Genomic DNA, 18,766 nt, shown 5'->3' with positions numbered 1-18,766 from the left:
GTCGGTGCTCACGATGCGGCGCCTCCGCTCCACACCGACCAGGCGGCCAGCCCCAGCGGTACGGCCGCGACCAGCAGGCCGGCCCAGGCGCGCCGCGCGCTGCGCACCGCGAACACCCAGACCACCGCACCGGCGAAGACCGCGAAGCTCGACAGCATGCCCGTCAGCACGGCCTGCGGTTTGCTCATGGGCAGGGCCAGCGCGGCCACGCTGGCGAGCGCGGCCAGGCCGTAGCCGCCGAACATCGCGGCCACGATGCGCGAGAGCAGCGGCCCGACGCGCAGGGCCCGGTGCAGCACGGCGTTCACTTGTTGGGCGTGGCGGCCGGACCGGCGGCGATCGGAGCCACGCCCTCGGCCTTGACGTAGGTCAGCGTGGTGACGTAGCTCACGCCGTCGTACTTCTCGGGTCCGGCGGCCCCGGGACGTTCGCCGCCGGTGCGGTCGGTGTGGCTGGCCTCGGCCACGTAGGTGCCCTTCCAGGGCATGTCGAAGCGCACCAGGCCCTGCGCGTCGGTGCGGCCTTCCTTGGACCAGCCCGACTGCGTGACCAGCGTGACCTTGGTCTTGGGCAGCAGCTGGCCCTTGAACACCAGCTTGAACTCGCCCGGGCCGCCGGCCGGCAGCAGGTCGAAGGCGAGCTTGGCTTCCTGGGGCGCGAAGCCGGTGATCAGCCGCGCGGCCGGGTGGTACCAGTTCTTCGATTCCTTGTCGCCCTGCTTGACGGTGTAGAGCGGATAGTTCCTGTCCTCGGCCACGATGGACTCGCCCTTGGCAGCCTGGAAGGGCAGCGTGAAGCCCTGGGCCGCCTTGCTGCCGTCGACGGTCTTCTCGCCCTGGGCGGAGACCAGCGTGGCCGTCGGCTGGCCGAACTTGTCGAGCAGACCCGGCGAGGTCTCGCGCAGGTTCTCGCCGAACTCGCCGAAGCGGATCACCGCGCTCTGCCCGGCCGGCTGCTCGAGCCAGATCTGATGCGCCTGCGAAGCGGTGGCGAAACCCAGCAGGGCGAAAGCGGCGGCGAGTGTCTTGTGCATGAAGAGGGTGTTCCGGAAGTCTTGGGGGCGGCCATGGGCCGCGGGACGAAGGGTTCAGGGCCGGGAGGCCGCCGTCCTGCGGGCCAGATCGGCGCGCAGCGAGCGGACGGATGCAAGCCAAATAAATACGAACCATTCGCATTCTATCAATGTTGCAAAAGTGTTTCGGCACGCGGACTGCCCGCTATTTTTACCCGGGGGATATTGAAAAATTCTTTTTATCCGGGTAAATTCCGGGCTCCGTCGCTGAAAGCCTCCGTTCCGATGTCCACCACCCTGCCCTCCGCCCTTCCTCCCGCCGACCGCCTCACGGTCTTCGCCGGTTTCCGGCGCATCGCCGCCGGTCCGCGGGCAGACGTCGTGGCGCAGTTGCGGTCGGCGCCGCCGCCGCAGGAGCCGCTGCTGCGCGTGTTCGACGACACCACCGGCGAGCGGCTCGACCTCGATCTGCGGCCCGAGGCTGCCGAAGACGCCGCCCCGGCGCGCGGCGTCGGCCGGCCCAGGCTGGGCGTGGTGGCGCGCGAAGTCACGTTGCTGCCGCGCCATTGGGACTGGCTGGCCCGCCAGCCCGGCGGCGCCTCGGTCGCGCTGCGGCGCATCGTCGACGAGGCGCGCCGCCTGCACGAAGGACGCGATACGCTGCGCACCGCGCGCGAGTCGACCTACCGCTTCATGAGCGAGATCGCCGGCGACCTGCCGGGTTTCGAGGAAGCGACGCGCGCCCTCTTCGCCGGAGAACAGCAAGGATTTCTCGAACGCATCGCGGCCTGGCCCGATGACGTGCGCACCCATCTCGATCGATTGAGCAACGCCGCCTGGGACACAACACAATGAAGAAACCCGATGCACTGACCGCCGACCTGCAGGCCGAGGACCTGCGCGTGGCCGGCGAGATCACCGCCGCGCCCGCCGCCGTGGCCGACCCCACGCTGGTTCCCGTGGCGCCTGCCGCCGAATCGGCGCCGCCCGCCGCGCCACGCACCGGCGCCCACAGCCCCGACCCGCGCCGTCCGCTCTGGAAGATCTTCCTGTTCTTCCTCGCGCCCATGCTGCTGAGCAACATCCTGCAGTCGCTGTCGGGCACGCTCAACAACGTCTACGTGGGCCAGATGATCGGCGTGGGCGCGATGGCGGCCGTGTCCAGTTTCTTCCCGGTGATGTTCTTCTTCATCGCCTTCACCATCGGCCTGGGCGCGGGCGCCTCGGTGCTGATCGGCCAGGCCTGGGGCGCGCGCGACACCGCCAAGGTCAAGACCATCGCGGGCACCACGCTCACGGTGGGCATCGCCTTCGGCCTGCTGGTGGCGGTGTTCGGCGGCAGCTTCACGAAACCGCTGCTCGCCGCGCTGGGCACGCCGCCGGACATCCTGGCCGACGCCACCGCCTATGCCCGCATCATGCTGATCGCGATGCCCGGGCTGTTCGTGTTCCTGCTGTCGACCGCGATGCTGCGCGGCGTGGGCGACACCGTCACGCCGCTCTACACGCTGGCCATCTCGACCTGCATCGGCCTGGTGCTGACGCCGGCGCTGATCCGCGGCTGGGGCGGCCTGCCGCAGTTGGGCGTGGCCAGCGGCGCGGCGGCCACCGTGGTGTCCTTCGTGGTCGCGACGACCTGGCTGGCCTTCCGCCTGCGCAAGACGAAGAGCCCGCTGGCGCCCGATGCCGCCTTCGCGCATGCCATGCGCATCGACTTCAGGATTTTGAAGACCGTGCTCAAGGTCGGCGTGCCCACGGGCGTGCAGATGATCGTGATCGCGCTGGCCGAAGTGGCACTGCTGTCGCTGGTCAACAGCTATGGCTCGAACGCCACCGCGGCCTACGGCGCGGTCAACCAGGTGGTGGCCTATGTGCAGTTCCCCGCGATCTCGATCGCCATCACGGCCTCGATCCTCGGCGCGCAGGCGATCGGCGCGGGCCGCACCGAGCAGTTGGGCGCGATCGCGCGCACCGGCCTGCTGATGAACCTGGTGCTGACCGGCTCGCTGGTCTTGCTGGGCTACCTGTTCTCGCGCCCGCTGATGGGCTTCTTCATCACCAGCGCGCCGGTGCTCGAACTCGCGCAGACCCTGCTGCACATCATGCTGTGGAGCAGCGTGATCTTCGGCATGGCCTCGGTGCTGTCGGGGATCATGCGGGCCAGCGGCTCGGTGCTGGTGCCCACGGCCATCTCGATCTTCTGCATCGCATTGATCGAGGTGCCGGTGGCCTACTTCATGAGCCACCGCATCGGCATCAACGGCGTGTGGGTGGCCTACCCCGTGACCTTCATCGCGATGCTGGCACTGCAGACCGCCTACTACCGCGGCGTGTGGCGCAAGAAGGCGATCCGCAAGCTGGTCTGAGGCCCGGAGGCCTCAGGGCTCAGGTGCCGTAGAGCGAAGCGCCGTTGGCGGCGATCGCGCGCGCACCGGCGCGCACCGTCGCACGGTCGGCCGAGGCCACGGGCTTGGCCACGCCGGTGCCGCCGTTGGTGATCTGCACCGGCTTCAGCGCCTCCTGTGCCACTTCGGCACGCGAACGCATCGACTGGAAGGCCTGCGGCGGGATGTTGCTCTGTTCGCCCTGGAAGGCCTGGGCGCTGAAGCCGGTCAGGCCGGTGAAGGCGGCAACGGCGGCGATGGCGATGAACTTGGTGGACATGATGGAACTCCTCGTGGCAGGGTGAAGACCGCCAGCCCCTGAGGGCCGGTGGAACCGGTGTGCAGCCCGATTCAGGTCCGCACAGGATCTATACGCGGGGAATTTGCAGATGGATGCAAAGCATCCGTGCGCGATCCGCGGTACCGCCCAAGTACGATCGCCGCCATCGGCCGAAGACGGCCACTCGTCCATCTTTTCGCAGGAACGCTTTGCATGTTGTCAGACCCTTGGCTCGACCGCTGGATGCCCCTTGTCGCCGAGCGCAGTGGCCAGGTGCCCGTGCTCGAGATCGGCTGCGGCCACGGTGACGACACGGTGACCTTGACGAAGGCGGGGCTGGATGTGGTGGCCTTCGATCTTTCGCCGGTCAGCGTCGCCGCGGCCAGGCTGCGCGCCCCCGGCGCACGCATCGAATGCCGGGACACCCGCGACCCTTTTCCCGCCGCTGCGACCCCGCTCGGCGTGGTGGTCGCGAGCCTGTCGCTGCACTACTTTCCCTGGACGCAGACAGTCTCCATCGTCGAGCGAATCCGGGGCCTGCCTGAGGCTTGGCGGCCTCCTTCTGTGCCGGCTCAACTCGACGGAAGACCGCAACTTCGGCGCGGGCAGCGGCACGCCCATCGAAGAGAACTTCTATCTCGCCAATGGGCAGCACAAGCGCTTCTTCGACAGGGCCGCGATCGAACACCTTTTCGTGCAGGGCTGGCGCCCGCTGTCCATGGAACACATGACTTCGCGCAAATACCTGAAGCAGAAGGCGATGTGGGAGCTCGTGCTCGAGAAGGTCGAATAGGCCCGTGATCCGAACGTCCGCTCCGGCGCTTTCCGAACGTCAGCGCAGGCAGCGTCGCAGGTAGGCCTCGAAGACTTCGGGTCGCCCGTCGGCATCGGCGCATGCGACATAGCTGTCGGGACGGATCAGGTAGGCCGCGTTGCGCGCCAGCCCCGCCGCCTCGTGCGGCTTGCCGAAATCGAAATGGTGCAGGGTGATGGCCCGCGACGCGCACCATGCAAGCAGGTCGTTGCCGGCCATGCCGTAGACGTGCACCTGCCATGCGATCTCGCTCAGCGGGCCGTGGTTGTCCGCCTGCCGCACCCACGGCAGCCGATCGCCGCCGCGCACCTCGCCGGCCTTCCCTTCGCTAAGAGGGCTGTCGTGGTAGCTGATCATGGCCTGCGAGATCATGCGGAACGCGTACTCGCGCACGGCCTCGATGCCATAGGCCAGCGGCGCCAGGACCGGTGCGACGCGCGTGCGCACGAAGTCCGCGAAGCTCCCGTCGGCAGTGACGAAGCTGAACAGCCGATCGGTCGTCTCGACCAGCTTCAGCGCGAAGGCGCGGCGCTCGGCCTGGTAGCTGTCGAGCAGTGCGTCGGGAGCCGCGTGCCGCAGCACGGCGGCCAGCTTCCAGGCCAGGTTGATCGCGTCGCCGATGCCGGTGTTCATGCCCTGGCCACCGGCCGGGCTGTGGACATGGGCCGCGTCGCCGACCAGAAAGGCGCGTCCGCGGCGGTAGTGATCGGTCACGCGATGGTGCACGTGATAGGTCGAGAACCAGTGGACCTCCTTCACCTCGAGCCCGATGCTGGCGATCGCACGGTGGCCCACATCCTCGAAGCGCAGGGTTTCCGCGCGCTCCGCGGCGTCATCACCGACTGCACCGACCACCCCGATCAGCCGACCGCTGCCCTCGTCGTCATAGGGCAGCCAGGCCACGAAGTCGGCGTTGTCGAGCGCGATGTTGGCCTCGCCCTTCGCCGCCGGGCCCGCGGCGGCGACATCCGCCACGTAGAAGATCTTGTCGTAGGTGCCACCGGGAAAGCCGGCGCCGATCTCGTGGCGCACGATCGAGCGGGCGCCGTCGCAGCCCGCGATGTAGGCGGCCTCGCAGCTTTGCGTGCCGCCATCGGGCAGGCGAAGCTGCGCGACCACGTGATCGCCCTTGTCTTCGAAGCCCAGGCATTCGGTCTGGCGCTCGACCTCGACGCCCAGCGCCTCCAGCCGCTCGACCAGCAGGCGCTCGTGCCGGTCCTGCGGGTAGACGAGCAGGAAGGCATAAGGGGTGAGGTCGTGCCCGGCGGACCCGAAGGACAGCGTCGCCCGTTTCTTGCCGGTGGTCCAGAGGTTGATCGCCGGAATGCGGTGCCCGGCCGCCACCACCGCATCGGCGAGGTCCAGCTGGCGATAGAGCTCCAGCGTGCGCGCCTGCACGGCCATCGCGCGGGAGGTGGTGCCCGGCTCGCTCGTCTTGTCGACGATGCGCACCCTGACACCCTGGCGGGTCAGCCAGAGGGCGAGCACCAGTCCGGTGGGACCGGCACCGACGATCAGTACCGTGTCGGATGTGGGCATCTGGGGTGGCAGTTGTGGGCGCCGCGGCCGGCGCATCCGGTGATCGAGGAAAACCTTGCCGCGCACAGCAGCCTGTGCGGGAGCCAGCTGCCATGCTACGGCGGCTGCGGGAAAAGGTCGAGCGCCGGGCCGCCCGCCTATCGTTCGCACCGCCAGGAACGCGGATCCATGCGACGCATCAAGGCTTCGTCGCAACGGCCAGTGTCTTGGTGAAGAACCCCACAACCGCCACGTTGAAGGCTGCGTGAAACGCATCCCGGTCGAAGCCGGCGGCGCTGGTGCAGATCGCCGGCGCCATCGATGCCAGCGTGCTGCTGCACGGTGCCAGAAAATCGTAGTGCCCCGCATTCGAAACGACGTGATACTCGGGCGCCTCCGGCAACGCCAGCCGCACCGCTTCGGCATAGCGGGGATGCGGAACGACCACATCGTTTTCGGCACGCCACAGCTGCACCGGCACCTTGACGTGCCTGAGCCCGTCCGGAGCGAAGGTGAAGCCGAGCGCGGGTGCTGCCACCACCGCGGCCTTGATGCGAGGATCGGCTGCACGCGCCGTTGCCGACGCGCCGGGCGACGCCGTCGCGTTGCCACCGCTTTTCGCGATCAGCTGGCAGGCGAAGTCACCGGGGTACTGGCTGCACACCGCTCCGATCTTCGAGAAATCCGGAATGCCCCCGATGCTCGCCAGCGCAGTGAAGGCGCCCGATGAAAAGCCGAACATGCCGATGCGCGACGCATCGATCGCCGCGCGGCCATCCCAGTTCGACACCATGTGGTCGATCACCCGGCTGATCTGGGGAGGCCGGTCCATGATGTCGATGCTGCGGCTCTGATCCTTGTAGTTGTCGCCCGTGTGCGTGACGGCCGCCACGACGAAGCCGGCGTCGGCCAGGGCGATGGCCGTGTCATGGTGCCCGAGGAACGAGCCGCCGTTTCCATGCGACATCACCACCAACGGCAGCGCGGTGCCCTGCAGCGGTCCGTCGACCGCCACGCGCATCGTGATCGGCCCCATGGCCACGGGCAGGGCCCCCGCTTCGCTCGGATACCAGATGCCGATCTCCAGTGGCTTGCCATCGGGATCGGCCGCAAAGCCGTGTTGAAAGCCGGCGGCGCTCGCGCTGGTGCCGGCGAGCGTGAGTGCCAGGACGGCGACAGCGGACAGCAGCGTGGAGGTGAGCGTTTTCATGCGGATGGGGGGCTTGGTGAGGGACGATGTCGGCGATTGTCCGGATGGCCTTGCAGGCTGTCACGCACCTTGCGATGAAGTGCAGGGGGCGGTTCGCCAAGCGCAGTTGGCGGCCGCGGGATGAAGCGGCACGGCCCTTCGGAAGATCGTCAGTGGCAGTCGTCTTCGCGCTGATCGCGCACCACTGCAATGACGACCGCAGGGTCGTCGACGGTTTTGAACAGCGCGACAGGGCCCGTGTGGCCGAACGAGATACCACCTCGCGCAGGAACAGGTGGGCATGCCCCCGGACCTCGCGATGGGCAACAATCAGCGAGCCATCGCCATTCCATTCCTTCATCCAGCTGGCGCGCAGCATGCGTTCAGAAAGGCTTCTTCATGAACTTCGGCATCCTGATCTTCGACGAAGTGGAAGAGCTCGACTTCGTGGGTCCCTGGGAGATGCTCACCATGTGGAGCAAGGTCGCCGAGGGTCCCGGCAATTGCCTGGTCGTCGCTCAATCGCCCGGGCCGGTGCGCTGCGCCAAGGGCTTGTCCGTCAACCCGCACGTCTCGTTCGCGGACTGCCCGCCGCTCGACTACCTGTTAATCCCCGGCGGCCAAGGGACGCGAACGGAGGTCGGCAACCAGGTCCTGCTCGACTTCGTCTCGACCCAGGCGAAGACCTGCAAGGCCGTGCTGTCCGTCTGCACCGGCGCCTTCATCCTCCACGCCGCCGGGCTCCTCTCCGGGAAAAGGGCCACCACCCATTGGGGCTCGCTCGAGCGGCTGCGCGCGCTGGGCGATGTGGAGGTGGTCGAAGCGCGCTACGTCGAAGATGCAGGCGTTTGGTCATCGGCCGGCGTCTCGGCGGGCATCGACCTCATGCTGGCCTTCATCGCCAGCGTTGCCGGCACCGATGCCGCGGGGAAGGTCCAGTTCGCAGCGGAGTACTACCCCTCGGCCGTTCGATACGGCACGTACGAGAGTCATGCGCAGGCGCCGGCGTATCTCAAGTCGGCGGTTTGAAACGGCCAGACGGACGCTCGGGAGTGCCCTCAAAATTCGAATCAGGGAGGATGACCTTGTCTACGCTGCAGAGGCTTCGGGGGGATTCGATGCTCCGCGTTCCAACGCTGGGTCGAACGCTCACGCTCTACCGACAAGGCGCTCGGTTGGCATTGTTTTCGTGCATTGCGACCGTGGTGCTCTGCAACTTGCCTTGACGCCTCGTTCCGGTCGTGGGCGAAATTCTTCAAATGCTGGTTGCAGCCGTTGACTTCTACCTCTCTGCAGCCCTGATCGGTTCGCTCACGCCCAACGATGTCAACGCGGACACAGCGTCGCAACGCTGGCTCTGACTTCGGCATTCAGCCAGAACCGGTCGGTCACTCATCGCCCTGAAAATTCCTGAAGGAGAGAACTTGGTATTTCTAGCCATCACCCCCGGCGGTTGGAAAGATGCGCTTCGTGAAGCGGCGAGTTCCGGCACCGCGGTTTGGTGTGGCGCCGATGCGGTCTCCGAGGAAGACTTTGCCGTGTTGAAGGGAAAGCGCCTGACACGCTTCACCTATGTGTTGGAAGCTCGTGACCCGCTCGTCCTCGCGCGCGCGCTTGACACGATCGACCAGCATCATCCCAGCGAGGTCATCTGGGTCGAAGCCGCACCCGCGCCCACTTGACCGCACCCGGCGCTAGCGGGCGCTCGGCTCGATAGATGCGAACAGCCGCAAACGGACGCTCTGCGGCCATTCCCAGCGAGGCTGGATCTTGTACCCTTCGCTCCGCTTGTCGCGTGCACGAATCGCGGCTCCACAGAATGAGGCGGTAATGCCATGGCCCTACGGTTTCGCAAGTCAATCAAGCTCGCACCCGGCATCCGGATGAATCTTTCGGGCAGTGGTACCAGTTGGACGCTCGGGCCGCGCGGAGCCTCCATCGGCATCGGAAGGCGCAGAGCGTTCTTGAACACTGCGATTCCCGGTACTGGCTTTTCTTCTCGAACCCGACTGTCAGGCAGCAGCTCAATTCTCCGGGCTCAGTTGCCCCGGATGGCCGCAACATCTCAGACGCAGCAGCAGAGCATCTCGCTGCGGGTGTCCGTGTCCGATGATGGCAACGTGACTTTCACTGATATGACCGGTGCGCCAGCTAACGAACAACAGATGGCCCTGGCCAAGGGCCAAGCCAAAGGAGAAATTCGTGACCTCCTTGAAGAATGCTGTTCGAAAATCAATGGGCAGGTGGAAGCCTTGGAGCGTTTTCACGAGAGAACACCAAGCCCACACGAAAAGCCCATGTTTGAGGCCCCCGACTACCCGCAACCGAAACCTGCCCTCCCTGTTCCGCTCCGAGCCAAGTGGTGGGAGCATGCGCTGCCAGGCCGGCGCCGCCGCGTTGCAGAGGCCAACGCTAAGGCGCTGGCCGAGCACAAGCGAACACTCTTGGACTGGCAAGGTGCCAAGCAACAGTTTGCGGTTGACGTAGAGCAGCAGCGCCAGTTGGTAGAAGTCGGTATCTACCGTGACAAGGCAGCCATGGACTCCTATTTGGAGATGGCCCTTCAGGCCGTCGAGTGGCCCAGGGAGACCAACGTGGCGTTTGATCTGCTGGATCAAGGGCGGCTTGCCTGCCTGGACGTGGACCTACCCGAGATTGAAGACATGCCCAAGCGCACAGCCTCTCTGCCGCAGCGCGGGATGCGTTTGTCCATTAAGGATCTCTCACCCACCAAGGTGCAACGGATGTACGCCGCGCATTTGCATGGTGTGGCCTTCCTCCTGATCGGCGAGACCTTCGCGGCCCTGCCCCTGGTGCAGCAGGTCATCCTGTCGGGCTACACGCAAAGGCGCAGTGCAGCCACCGGCCAGGTTGCCGACGAATATGTGCTCTCCGTGCATGTGACCCGAGACGAGTGGTTACGCATCGACTTCGCGCACCTGCAGGCTATCGATGTGGTCGAAGCGCTTGCCCAGTTCACGATGCGGCGGACGATGAGCAAGACCGGGATCTTTAAGGCCATTGAGCCATTCGAACCGCTTGCGGCGTAGAGCCGAAATCAGCCGCTAGGTAAACGGTTCTTGCCCCAATGAGCTGGCCTGCAGTCCGGGCAGCCTGTCCCAAGCCTGAACGCCGCGTCTCAAACGTCCATGTGCGGTCTTAGCCCCGGATGGTCAAGAACCGCCGCCCCTGCCGTCGCAGCCCGCAAACCCCCGCCTCAGCCCGCGCCGCGGCAAGCCGCCGCAGGATCCGCCTGCAGCGCCGACACCTGGCGCGCGATGGCCTGGGCCGCCTGCGAGGTGGCGCGCTGCGCACCCAGCGCCAGCGCATCGATGCCCTGCCCCACCGGCTCGCTGCCCGCCCATTGGCAGGTCGCACTGCGCTCCGAATCCGAGCGCCGCACGGTCCAGCTGAAGGCGGCGTCGACGCGCGTGGCCTCGATGGCGTCGAAGCGCTGCAGCTGCACCGCGATGCGCCAGGCCGGCTGGCTGGGCTGGCGGCCGCCCTTGGTGACGTCGATGGCGCCGAGCCGGCTCGCGATGCCCGCGGCCAGCGCGTCGCGCAGTTCGTTCTCGAACGAGGCCGACCAGCGGTGCTGCTCGAGCACGGCCACTTCAGCGCCGCCGCCCACGCGCTGCACCAGCATCTGCGGGCGCGCCAGGCGCTCGGGCACCGCGACCGGCGCGAGCTCGATGAAGACCGGCGTGGCCGCCGGCACGGGCACGGCATCGGCCGGCGCGGCCAGCGTGTAGTAGCGGTCGGGCGTGCTGGTGGCACAGCCGGCGACCAGCAGGGACAGGGCCAAGGCGCCCAGCAGGGTTCGGGGCAGTTGCTTCATTTCTTGTTGTCCTCCGGTTTGCCGCGCAGCAGCGACTCGGGATGGCGTTCGAGGTAGTCGGTCAGCACGCGCACCGACCCGGCCGCGCGCGTGAGTTCCTGCAGCGTCTGGCGCATGTCCTGCTGCAGCGGCGAGTCCTGCGCCAGCGTGCGCTCGGCCGAGTTGATGGTCTTGCGCGCGTCCTTCATGGCGGCCGTGATCTCGGGCGACACGTCGTTGTTGAGCGTGCGCGTGAGCTGCTCGGCGCCGACCAGCGTCTTGTCGAGCGTGGCCAATGCCTTGCGCACGTCGGTGCCGATCTGCTCGAACGGGACCTTGTTGACCTTGGTCACGATCTCCTGCACCTGCGACTGAAGTTCGTCCAGGCTGTTGGGCAGCGTGGGCATTTCTAGCGGCGTCTTGCTCACGTCCACCTTCACCGGCGGCGCCTTGGGGAAGAAGTCGAGCGCGATGTAGTTCTGGCCGGTCAGCAGGTTGCCGGTGCGCATCTGCGCGCGCAGGCCCTTGCCGATCAGGAACTGCAGGCGCTTGTCCTGCGCGATCCGCGACTCGCGGGGCTCGCCGTTGGCATGGGTGTGCAGCCGGTCGGGGTAGACCGTGACGATCACCGGCATGCGGAACTCGCGCTCGCTGCGGTCGAACTGGATGCCGATCGACTTGACCTCGCCGATCACCACACCGCGGAAGTCCACCGGCGCGCCGGGCGACAGGCCGCGCAGCGACTGGTTGAAGTACAGCAGCATGGTCTGGGCCGGGCCGTCCGGCGGCTTCATCGCCGAGCTCTCGTCGTCAGCCAGGGCGAAGGAGGTGTTCTCGACCGCGACCGGCCCGCTGTCGTTCTCGGGCGCGCCGAAAGCGATGCCGCCGATCAGGATGGTGGCCAGCGACTGGGTGCGCAGCGTGATGCCGCTGGCGTTGAGCCGCATGTCGATGCCGCTGGCCTGCCAGAAGCGCGAGTTGGCGCCGATGAACTTGTCGTAGGGTGCGTTCACGAACACCCGCAGCGTCACGCCGCGGCCGTTCTCGTCGAGCTCGTAGGCCGCCACCTGGCCGACCTTGATCCGGCGGTAGTACACCGGCGAGCCGACGTCGAGCGAGGCCAGGTCGGGTGCGCGCAGCAGGAACTGCTTGCCCGAGGCATCGCGCGTGACGATGGGCGGCGCCTCCAGGCCGGTGAAGTCCTTCGAGCTCTCGTCGGCCACGCCGGCGTCGGCGCCGATGTAGGCGCCCGATAGCAAGGTGCCCAGGCCCGAGATGCCCGAGGTGTCGAGCCGCGGCCGCACCACCCAGAAGCGGGTGTCGGTGGCGGTGAAGGCGTCGGCGTCCTTGTTGAGCTGCAGGGTCACGCGCACGTGCGAGCGGTCGCGCGCCAGGCGCAGGCTCTGCACCACACCGATCTGCACGTCCTTGTACTTGACCGCGGTCTTGCCGGCCTCCAGGCCCTCGGCGGTCTTGAAGCTGACCTCGATCTCGGGGCCGCGGTCGATCAGGATGCGCGCCACCAGCGTGATGCCGACCAGCGCCGCCACCACCGGGATCAGCCAGATCAGCGAGGGCATCCAGTCGCGCCGCTTGGCCACGCGGGGCGCGGGCAGCGCGGGCGGCGCGGGCGGCCGCGCGTCGGAGGTCTTGTCGTCGTCACTCATGGCGTGCGTCCCTTGGGTTCTCTTGCTCGGTATCGTCTTCGTCGTCGTCGGGGCCGGCGTAGTCGTCCCAGGTCAGCTTGGGGTCGAAGCTCAGCGAGGCCAGCATGGTCAGCACCACCACGGCGCCGAAGGCCGCGATGCCCACGCCGGCCGTGATCTCGGCGAAGCCCTGGATGCGCACCAGGCCCGCCAGCAGCGCCACCACAAAGACGTCGAGCATCGACCAGCGGCCGATGATCTCGATCACGTGGTAGAGCTTGGCGCGCTCGAGGCGGCGCCAGCGGCTGCGGCGCTGCGCGCTCACCACGAGCACGAACAGTGCCGCCAGCTTGAACAGCGGCACTAGGAAGCTGGCGACGAAGACGATGGCGGCCAGCCCGTAGGCGCCGGTGATCCAGAAGTAGATCACGCCGCTCATGATGGTGTCGTTCTGCGACCCGAACAGCGTGCGGGTGATCATCACCGGCAGCAGGTTGGCCGGCAGGTACATCACGCAGGCGGCGATCAGCAGCGCCCAGGTGCGGTTCAGGCTGTCGGGCTTGCGGATGTGCAAGGGCGTGCCGCAACGGCCGCAGGGCGCGCCGTCCTGCGCATCGGCCCAGGCCGTGCCGCAGTGGCGACAGCCGATCAGGCCGGTATCGATGGCGCGCGGCGCCGCGGTCATGCGGCTTCCTCGGGCGACGGGGAGGCGTCCTCGGCCGCCACGGTCGCGCCTTCGGCCAGCGTCCAGAAGCCGCGCGGGTCGAAGGCCAGCACGGCCGTCAGCAGCACCGTGAGCGCCATGAAGGCATACAGCGCCGGGCCGGGCAGCACGGTCGCCATGCTCGAGAGCTTGACCAGCGCCACCAGCACACCCAGCAGAAAGACTTCGATCATTCCCCAGGGCCGCAGCGACTGCATGGCGCGCACCAGCCAGGCAAAGCCGGCCACGCGCCGGTGGTGGCGCAAGGGCACCAGCAGCCAGACCAGAATCAGCAGCTGCAGCAGCGGGAACAGCAGCGTGGTGGCCAGCACCAGCAGCGCCACCAGCGACATGCCCTCCCCCGCCAGCGCGATCACGGCACCGGTCAGCGTGGTCTGGCTGCGCAGCCCGCGCAGCTCGATCTCGACGATGGGAAACAGGTTCGCGATGGCGAACATGATCAGCGCCGCCACCGTGAACGGCAGGATGCGGGCCTGCTGCGCGCCCGGGTGCCGGTCGAGTTCGGTGCCGCAGCGCGGGCAGCGGGCGATCTCGCGTTCATGCAGCGGCGCACGGTGGTACACCGCATCGCAGCCTTCGCAGACGATCGCCTCGGGGATTTCCTTCATTGACGCGAGCTTAATGGCTCGGCGGGGGCCCCGCCCTCAGACGGAGGCTGCTGCAAATGCCAGCCAATGCCGCAAAGCAGGCCGCCAGCACCAGCGCGATCAGGGGCCCGCGGCCCTCGTGCGGGCTCCAGATGCTGAAGATGGCGGCGACCAGCACCGCGCCCAGGGTCTGGCCGGTGAGCCGTGCCGTGCCCAGCATGCCGCTGGCCGCACCACTTCGGTGCCGCGGCGGCGTGGTCACGATGGTGTGGTTGTTGGGCGACTGGAACAGGCCGAAACCCGCGCCGCACAGCGCCATGCGCCAGACGATGTCGAGGTTGTCGGGTTGGGCCGGCAGCGAGGCCAGCAGCCCCAGGCCAATCGCCAGCAGGCCCAGGCCGATGCCGCCGAGCAGGCCGTCGGGGTAGCGGCCGATCAGCCGCCCGGCGATCGGCGCCATCACCACGATGGCCAGCGGCCAGGCGGTGATCAGCAGGCCGGCCTGCAGGTGGGTGCGGCCATAGACGTCGAGCAGCAGGAAAGGCAGCGCGATGTACGACAGCATCTGCGCGCAGAAAGCCGCCACCGAGGTGCCCATCGACAGCGCGAACACCGGGATGCGCAGCAGGTCGATCGGGAACAGCGGCAGCACCAGCGCACGCTGGCGGCGCAGGTAGAAGAAGCCCACCCCCACGCCGGCCAGCAGCAGCGCCCAGGCCATGGGCTGGGCGCCCTGCGCCGCATCGGCCTCGCGCACGCCGAGCCGGTCGGCGCCGACGAAGATCAGCGCGAACATCAGCACGTTGAGCACCACGTCGACCCACGAGAAGCGCGAGCCCTCGGCCGGCGCCGCCGTGTTGAAGGGCAGCGCGCGCACGCCCAGGGCCAGCACCGCCAGCCCGAGCGGCACGTTGATGGCGAACAGCCAGGGCCAGGACGCCACCGACAGGATGCCGGCCGCCACCGAGGGCCCGGCCACCGAGGCGGTGGCCACCACCATCGAGTTGATCGCGATGCCGCGGCCCAGCTGCGCCGAGGGGTAGATCAGCCGCACCATCGCCGCGTTGACGCTCATGATGCCGGCCGCGCCCAGCCCCTGGAAGGCGCGCGCGGCGATCAGGGTGCCGAGGGAATTGGACAGCGTCGCGGCCAGCGACGAGACGGTGAACAGGGCCACGCCCAGCAGGTAGACCCGGCGATAGCCGACGCGGTCGCCCAGCGCGGCCAGCGGCAGCAGCATCACCAGCGTGGCGATCTGGTAGGCGTTGACCACCCAGATCGAATGCGCGGGGCTGGCATTGAGTTCGCGTGCGATGCCCGGCAGCGCAAGGTTGACGATGGTGCCGTCGAGCACCGAGACCGCGATGCCCAGGATGATCACCGCCATCGCGTACAGGCGTTGCGGCATGGGCAACCCGTCGCGCGGCGCCGCCGCAGCCACGGCCTGCAACGCTTCCTCGCGCAAGGTGCCGGCGCTCATTCAGCGCACCGCGGGTTCGGCCACGGCATCGGAACCGGCGCCATAGGCGCTGCCCAGCGTGAGCCAGGTCAGCACCACGGCCACCAGCGCGCCGCCGGCCATGCCGGCCACCATGGGCAGCGGCCGGCCGTCGGTGAACAGGCCCACCACGCCCATCACGACCGCGCCGGTCAGCATCTGCAGCGTGCCCATCAGCGCCGAGGCGGTGCCGGCGATGCTGCCGTGCTCTTCGAGCGCGAGCACCGAGGTGGTGGGGATCACCAGGCCCATCAGGCCGCTGGCGATGAAATACAGCACCAGCAGCACCCAGATCGAGTCGCCGCCCAGCAGGTAGTAGACGAACATCGCGACCATCACCACGCCGCAGGCCGCCACCGCGCCCTTGACCACGCGCGCCAGCCCGAAGCGTTCGCCCAGCGGGCCGTTGAACTGCGCGGCCGCGAAGAAGGCCGCCGCATTGACGCCGAAGGCCACGCTGTACATCACGGGCGACAGGCCGTAGTGGTCGATCATCACGAAGGACGAGTTCGCCAGGTAGGTGAAGAAACCGGCCATCGCGAAGCTGCCGATGAACACCAGGCCCAGGTAGTGCCAGTCGCGCAGCAGCTGGCCGTAGCCGGCCAGGGCGCTGCCCAGGCTGCTCTCGACGCGCTGCTCGGGCGTGCGGGTCTCGCCGAGCGAGGTATGGATCAGCACCAGCCCGGCGATGGCCGCCAGCGTGACGGCCCAGAACACCGCGCGCCAGCCGGCCAGCGCGATCACGCCGCTGCCGACCAGCGGCGCCAGGATCGGCGAGATGCTGAACACCAGCATCAGCAGCGACATCAGCCGCGCTGCATCGTTGCCGGTGTGCAGGTCGCGCACGATGGCCCGCGGGATCGCCATGCCGGCCGCGGCACCCAGGCCCTGCAGGAAGCGCAGCACGATCAGCGTCTGGATGTCGCTGGCCAGCGCACAGCCCACGCTGGCCAGGGCGAACAGGCCGAGCCCGAAGTACAGCGGCGGCTTGCGCCCAACCATGTCGGAGATCGGACCGTAGAAAGGCTGGCCCACCGCGAGCGCCAGGAAGAACACCGTGAGGCTCCACTGCACGGCGCCGATGTCGGCGCGCAGGCTGGTGCCGATGGCCGGCAGCGCGGGCAGATACATGTCGATGGCAAACGGACCGATGGCCGACAGCAGGCCCAGCACGAGCGCCATCTTGAAAAAACGCGAAGAAGTCATAGGGGGTGATTGTCGCCAACCTGGAAACGGCCACCCGGCAGCGCGGCGAGCGCGCTTGTGCTACGACGCCAGCAGGCCCTGGCGACCGCCCGCTTCGTCGACGCAGGAGATCTGCAATTGCTGCAGGTGCGAGCGAAAGGCGACCGCGTCGATCCAGCCCTCGACCTGGAAGCCCTCGCGTTCGCGCGCGGCGGCATCGGCGCCGTGCAGCAGCGTCACCGCGTAGCCGCCGGCCGCCTTGTCGGCCTTCACTTCGACCGCCATGGTGCGCAGATCGATCGCCTCGCGCCGGGCCGACCGGGCGGCTTTGGCGGCGGACGCCTTGCTCAGCGCCAGCACGCAGGGCGACGTGAGCTCGAACGCGGTGCGCGTGGCGCCGGCCTGTGCGCCCAGGTAGCCGTTGAGTGCGCGCACATGGTCCGCGACCGAGAGCGCGGCGGTGCGCGGGTTGTCGGCCGCCGGATAACCGTCGGCGCAGGCGGCCACCAGCAGCACCAGGCCGAGGCCGGCGATCAGCCGTGCGAAGTCTTCCATCGAGGGAGGTGGGGCCGGGTCTGGCCGGAGAAAAAGAGGAAGGGATGAATGCGGTGCGCGCCGGAGTTTCGACGCAGAAAGGCCGCAACACGCGCTTGACCTTGGGGACGGCCCGTGATTTCAACAGCCCCGCATTGTTTCCATTGCCCGAACGCCGTGGTTCTGCGGGCACGCGTTTTTGGCAGCCTTTCAGGATCAAACTTCATCCCACAGACCAACGCAGCAAGTTGATCTGGGTGAACAGGCCACCGAGCGAAGAGGCCGCTCCCGAGAGGGGCGGAGACACCCACCCAAGACCGGTTCTAAATCATCCAAATCATTGAAAGAGAAATCGAAATGACCACCCGCAAGATCCTCGCCGTCGCAGCCCTCTCCCTCCTGGCTGCCGTCGGCGCCCAAGCCGAAACCTATGACGGCGTGCTCACCGTCCACTCCAGCCTGAGCCGCGCCGACGCACAAGGCCAGGCCGTGGCCGCCGCCCGCGCCGGCAACATCTACGGCGACACCTACGGCAGCGGCGTGCTGGCCGTCGCGTCGACCGTCGACCGCGCATCGGTCCGCGCCGAAGCCGTGGCCGCCGCGCACAACCCGCTGCAGAGCCTGGACCGCCGCGCCTTCTACCGCGACCAGGTGCCCGTCGCTTACCTGAAGCCCCGCGTGTCCTTCACGCAGCAAGCTTCGCGCTGAACCACGGCGAGCCCGCTGTTCGACTAGAACTCATCGAACAGCGAGCCCGTCCCGCCGGGCCCCGCGCCTTCGTTGTGCAGCATGCGCATCTTGGCCAGCGCGCCGCCCGGCGCCGAGAAGCCCCCCGGCCGGCCATCGGCCGCCAGCACGCGATGGCAGGGCACGACGGGCGCGAAGGGATTGCGTCCCAGCGCCTGCCCCACCGCACGGGCCAGCCCCTTGCCGCCGAGTGCCTCGGCGACCTCCCCGTAGGTCCTTGTCTCGCCCGGCCGGATGCGCCGCGCGATCGCATAGACGCGCCGATGGAATTCAGGCACGCCCTCCTCGTCGAGCACGATCTCCAGCAGATCCAGCGGTGCGCCGGCCAGCATCGCGGCCGTGGCGTGCATGGCTTCCTGCACATGCGTGGGCGGCAGCGACTCGGCCAGCGCCGGAAAGCTCGCCTGCATGCGCGCGCGCGTCAGGGCCTCGTCGCGCTCGGGCAGTTGCACGCCCACGATGCCGCGTTCGCCCCAGGCGATGCTGCAATGGCCGATCACCGTTTCGAAGACGGCGAAACCGGCGGGGCATTCGGGCTGCACGCCGGCATCAGTCATGCAGCAGCACCTGGCAGCCGTCGGTCCGGAGCTCCAACAGTGTCTTGACCTCGCGCGCGATCTCCGCGCGGCGGCCAGCCTTCAGCGCCCGAAGCCGCTCGCCGTCGACCTGCCGGATCGTCTGCAACAGCAAGGTGATGGGATAGACCCGCCGAGGCATCTGCTCCGGCACGTCCTCCCAGGCCCAGACACACTCGCCCACGAAACGCACGCCCTCGTCGTCGACGAACTCGAAGGACTCACCGCGGTGGGTCAGGCGGGCGTGCTTCATCGG

General features: G+C 68.2%; 21 protein-coding genes and 1 pseudogene. 8 read left to right on the top strand and 14 right to left on the bottom strand.

The features are described 5' to 3' along the window. Positions 1–8 precede the first annotated feature (8 nt). Together K0H49_RS30095 and K0H49_RS30090 are read right to left on the bottom strand one after the other, a co-directional pair. Positions 9–308: a DUF3649 domain-containing protein gene (locus tag K0H49_RS30095; protein WP_374122448.1), complete on the bottom strand. Its 300-nt coding sequence runs from the start codon at positions 306–308 to the stop codon at positions 9–11. Beyond that, the gene (locus K0H49_RS30090; protein WP_219220652.1) at positions 305–1,033 is read right to left on the bottom strand and encodes a DUF4198 domain-containing protein; all 729 of its coding nucleotides are present in this window, start codon (positions 1,031–1,033) and stop codon (positions 305–307) included. Before K0H49_RS30090 ends, K0H49_RS30095 begins: the two co-directional genes overlap by 4 nt. A 264-nt stretch (positions 1,034–1,297) precedes the next feature. Here K0H49_RS30090 and K0H49_RS30085 point away from each other — a divergent pair, with 264 nt between their 5' ends. Together K0H49_RS30085 and K0H49_RS30080 are read left to right on the top strand one after the other, a co-directional pair. Continuing rightward, complete coding sequence (locus K0H49_RS30085) at positions 1,298–1,867, top strand: DUF2239 family protein (RefSeq protein WP_219220649.1); 570 nt, start codon at positions 1,298–1,300, stop codon at positions 1,865–1,867. Positions 1,868–2,079: 212 nt separating this feature from the next. Beyond that, positions 2,080–3,378: an MATE family efflux transporter gene (locus K0H49_RS30080; RefSeq protein WP_257625329.1), complete on the top strand. Its 1,299-nt coding sequence runs from the start codon at positions 2,080–2,082 to the stop codon at positions 3,376–3,378. Positions 3,379–3,397: 19 nt separating this feature from the next. On the opposite strand, the gene K0H49_RS30075 is transcribed toward K0H49_RS30080, so the two are convergent. Continuing rightward, positions 3,398–3,676: a DUF4148 domain-containing protein gene (locus K0H49_RS30075; RefSeq protein WP_219220645.1), complete on the bottom strand. Its 279-nt coding sequence runs from the start codon at positions 3,674–3,676 to the stop codon at positions 3,398–3,400. Positions 3,677–3,889: 213 nt separating this feature from the next. Here K0H49_RS30075 and K0H49_RS30070 point away from each other — a divergent pair, with 213 nt between their 5' ends. Next, positions 3,890–4,477 carry a class I SAM-dependent methyltransferase gene (locus K0H49_RS30070; RefSeq protein WP_307886103.1) on the top strand — a complete coding sequence of 196 codons (588 nt, stop codon included), beginning with the start codon at positions 3,890–3,892 and terminating at the stop codon, positions 4,475–4,477. Positions 4,478–4,508: 31 nt separating this feature from the next. Here the strand turns inward: K0H49_RS30070 and K0H49_RS30065 are convergent, their stop codons facing one another. Together K0H49_RS30065 and K0H49_RS30060 are read right to left on the bottom strand one after the other, a co-directional pair. Then, a complete protein-coding gene (locus K0H49_RS30065) occupies positions 4,509–6,029 on the bottom strand; it encodes an FAD-dependent oxidoreductase (RefSeq protein WP_219220642.1) in 1,521 nt (506 codons plus the stop codon). Between the two features lie 178 nt (positions 6,030–6,207). After that, positions 6,208–7,218: an alpha/beta hydrolase family protein gene (locus K0H49_RS30060; RefSeq protein WP_219220638.1), complete on the bottom strand. Its 1,011-nt coding sequence runs from the start codon at positions 7,216–7,218 to the stop codon at positions 6,208–6,210. 378 nt (positions 7,219–7,596) lie between these two features. Between K0H49_RS30060 and K0H49_RS30055 the strand changes: the two genes are divergently transcribed. The 4 genes and pseudogenes from K0H49_RS30055 to K0H49_RS30045 all read left to right on the top strand — a co-directional run bounded on the left by K0H49_RS30055 (position 7,597) and on the right by K0H49_RS30045 (position 10,247). Further along, positions 7,597–8,226, top strand: coding sequence for a DJ-1/PfpI family protein (locus K0H49_RS30055; RefSeq protein WP_219220636.1), 630 nt, complete (start codon positions 7,597–7,599; stop codon positions 8,224–8,226). Between the two features lie 395 nt (positions 8,227–8,621). Then, a complete protein-coding gene (locus K0H49_RS30050; protein ID WP_219220632.1) occupies positions 8,622–8,879 on the top strand; it encodes a hypothetical protein in 258 nt (85 codons plus the stop codon). Between the two features lie 153 nt (positions 8,880–9,032). Next, a pseudogene (locus tag K0H49_RS30875) lies at positions 9,033–9,188 on the top strand (DUF4236 domain-containing protein); the annotation flags it as partial. Between the two features lie 60 nt (positions 9,189–9,248). Next, on the top strand, positions 9,249–10,247 hold the full coding sequence (locus tag K0H49_RS30045; protein ID WP_257625334.1) for a DUF4236 domain-containing protein: 999 nt from the start codon (positions 9,249–9,251) through the stop codon (positions 10,245–10,247). A gap of 167 nt (positions 10,248–10,414) precedes the next feature. Here K0H49_RS30045 and K0H49_RS30040 read toward each other — a convergent pair whose 3' ends face one another. The 7 genes from K0H49_RS30040 to K0H49_RS30010 are packed head-to-tail and all read right to left on the bottom strand — an operon-like array spanning position 10,415 to position 17,209. Beyond that, positions 10,415–11,035, bottom strand: coding sequence for a PqiC family protein (locus K0H49_RS30040; protein WP_219220628.1), 621 nt, complete (start codon positions 11,033–11,035; stop codon positions 10,415–10,417). Further along, positions 11,032–12,681 (bottom strand): PqiB family protein, encoded by a 1,650-nt coding sequence (locus K0H49_RS30035; protein ID WP_219220624.1) that lies wholly within the window; start codon positions 12,679–12,681, stop codon positions 11,032–11,034. Before K0H49_RS30035 ends, K0H49_RS30040 begins: the two co-directional genes overlap by 4 nt. Then, positions 12,674–13,345: a paraquat-inducible protein A gene (locus K0H49_RS30030; RefSeq protein ID WP_219220622.1), complete on the bottom strand. Its 672-nt coding sequence runs from the start codon at positions 13,343–13,345 to the stop codon at positions 12,674–12,676. The genes K0H49_RS30035 and K0H49_RS30030 overlap by 8 nt, the downstream gene beginning before the upstream one ends. Continuing rightward, on the bottom strand, positions 13,342–13,992 hold the full coding sequence (locus K0H49_RS30025) for a paraquat-inducible protein A (protein WP_219220620.1): 651 nt from the start codon (positions 13,990–13,992) through the stop codon (positions 13,342–13,344). The genes K0H49_RS30030 and K0H49_RS30025 overlap by 4 nt, the downstream gene beginning before the upstream one ends. Positions 13,993–14,002: 10 nt before the next feature. After that, positions 14,003–15,451, bottom strand: coding sequence for an MFS transporter (locus tag K0H49_RS30020; protein WP_219220617.1), 1,449 nt, complete (start codon positions 15,449–15,451; stop codon positions 14,003–14,005). Then, positions 15,452–16,675 (bottom strand): multidrug effflux MFS transporter, encoded by a 1,224-nt coding sequence (locus tag K0H49_RS30015; RefSeq protein ID WP_219220614.1) that lies wholly within the window; start codon positions 16,673–16,675, stop codon positions 15,452–15,454. A gap of 60 nt (positions 16,676–16,735) precedes the next feature. Beyond that, positions 16,736–17,209, bottom strand: a complete 474-nt coding sequence (locus K0H49_RS30010) for a hypothetical protein (protein WP_219220611.1) — start codon at positions 17,207–17,209, stop codon at positions 16,736–16,738. A gap of 336 nt (positions 17,210–17,545) precedes the next feature. Between K0H49_RS30010 and K0H49_RS30005 the strand changes: the two genes are divergently transcribed. After that, entirely contained in the window at positions 17,546–17,896 is a 351-nt protein-coding gene (locus tag K0H49_RS30005; RefSeq protein WP_219220609.1) for an alpha/beta hydrolase, read from the top strand. 23 nt (positions 17,897–17,919) lie between these two features. Here the strand turns inward: K0H49_RS30005 and K0H49_RS30000 are convergent, their stop codons facing one another. After that, complete coding sequence (locus tag K0H49_RS30000) at positions 17,920–18,492, bottom strand: methylated-DNA--[protein]-cysteine S-methyltransferase (RefSeq protein ID WP_219220606.1); 573 nt, start codon at positions 18,490–18,492, stop codon at positions 17,920–17,922. Further along, positions 18,485–18,763 (bottom strand): hypothetical protein, encoded by a 279-nt coding sequence (locus K0H49_RS29995; RefSeq protein WP_219220602.1) that lies wholly within the window; start codon positions 18,761–18,763, stop codon positions 18,485–18,487. The genes K0H49_RS30000 and K0H49_RS29995 overlap by 8 nt, the downstream gene beginning before the upstream one ends. Positions 18,764–18,766 lie beyond the last annotated feature (3 nt).

The sequence above is a fragment of the Variovorax boronicumulans genome, assembly GCF_019352895.1.
In the GTDB taxonomy this organism is placed as follows: domain Bacteria; phylum Pseudomonadota; class Gammaproteobacteria; order Burkholderiales; family Burkholderiaceae_C; genus Variovorax; species Variovorax boronicumulans_A.
The sequence above is the reverse complement of the archived record's forward strand: the minus strand, read 5'-3'. Positions and strand labels throughout refer to the sequence as shown.

Coding starts and splice junctions, on each gene's coding strand:
- K0H49_RS30090 (WP_219220652.1), bottom strand. CDS start 1,033: ATGCACAAGACACTCGCCGCCGCTTTCGCCCTGCTGGGTTTCGCCACC.
- K0H49_RS30085 (WP_219220649.1), top strand. CDS start 1,298: ATGTCCACCACCCTGCCCTCCGCCCTTCCTCCCGCCGACCGCCTCACG.
- K0H49_RS30080 (WP_257625329.1), top strand. CDS start 2,080: ATGCTGCTGAGCAACATCCTGCAGTCGCTGTCGGGCACGCTCAACAAC.
- K0H49_RS30075 (WP_219220645.1), bottom strand. CDS start 3,676: ATGTCCACCAAGTTCATCGCCATCGCCGCCGTTGCCGCCTTCACCGGC.
- K0H49_RS30070 (WP_307886103.1), top strand. CDS start 3,890: ATGTTGTCAGACCCTTGGCTCGACCGCTGGATGCCCCTTGTCGCCGAG.
- K0H49_RS30065 (WP_219220642.1), bottom strand. CDS start 6,029: ATGCCCACATCCGACACGGTACTGATCGTCGGTGCCGGTCCCACCGGA.
- K0H49_RS30060 (WP_219220638.1), bottom strand. CDS start 7,218: ATGAAAACGCTCACCTCCACGCTGCTGTCCGCTGTCGCCGTCCTGGCA.
- K0H49_RS30055 (WP_219220636.1), top strand. CDS start 7,597: ATGAACTTCGGCATCCTGATCTTCGACGAAGTGGAAGAGCTCGACTTC.
- K0H49_RS30045 (WP_257625334.1), top strand. CDS start 9,249: ATGGCCGCAACATCTCAGACGCAGCAGCAGAGCATCTCGCTGCGGGTG.
- K0H49_RS30040 (WP_219220628.1), bottom strand. CDS start 11,035: ATGAAGCAACTGCCCCGAACCCTGCTGGGCGCCTTGGCCCTGTCCCTG.
- K0H49_RS30035 (WP_219220624.1), bottom strand. CDS start 12,681: ATGAGTGACGACGACAAGACCTCCGACGCGCGGCCGCCCGCGCCGCCC.
- K0H49_RS30030 (WP_219220622.1), bottom strand. CDS start 13,345: ATGACCGCGGCGCCGCGCGCCATCGATACCGGCCTGATCGGCTGTCGC.
- K0H49_RS30025 (WP_219220620.1), bottom strand. CDS start 13,992: ATGAAGGAAATCCCCGAGGCGATCGTCTGCGAAGGCTGCGATGCGGTG.
- K0H49_RS30020 (WP_219220617.1), bottom strand. CDS start 15,451: ATGAGCGCCGGCACCTTGCGCGAGGAAGCGTTGCAGGCCGTGGCTGCG.
- K0H49_RS30015 (WP_219220614.1), bottom strand. CDS start 16,675: ATGACTTCTTCGCGTTTTTTCAAGATGGCGCTCGTGCTGGGCCTGCTG.
- K0H49_RS30010 (WP_219220611.1), bottom strand. CDS start 17,209: ATGGAAGACTTCGCACGGCTGATCGCCGGCCTCGGCCTGGTGCTGCTG.
- K0H49_RS30005 (WP_219220609.1), top strand. CDS start 17,546: ATGACCACCCGCAAGATCCTCGCCGTCGCAGCCCTCTCCCTCCTGGCT.
- K0H49_RS30000 (WP_219220606.1), bottom strand. CDS start 18,492: ATGACTGATGCCGGCGTGCAGCCCGAATGCCCCGCCGGTTTCGCCGTC.
- K0H49_RS29995 (WP_219220602.1), bottom strand. CDS start 18,763: ATGAAGCACGCCCGCCTGACCCACCGCGGTGAGTCCTTCGAGTTCGTC.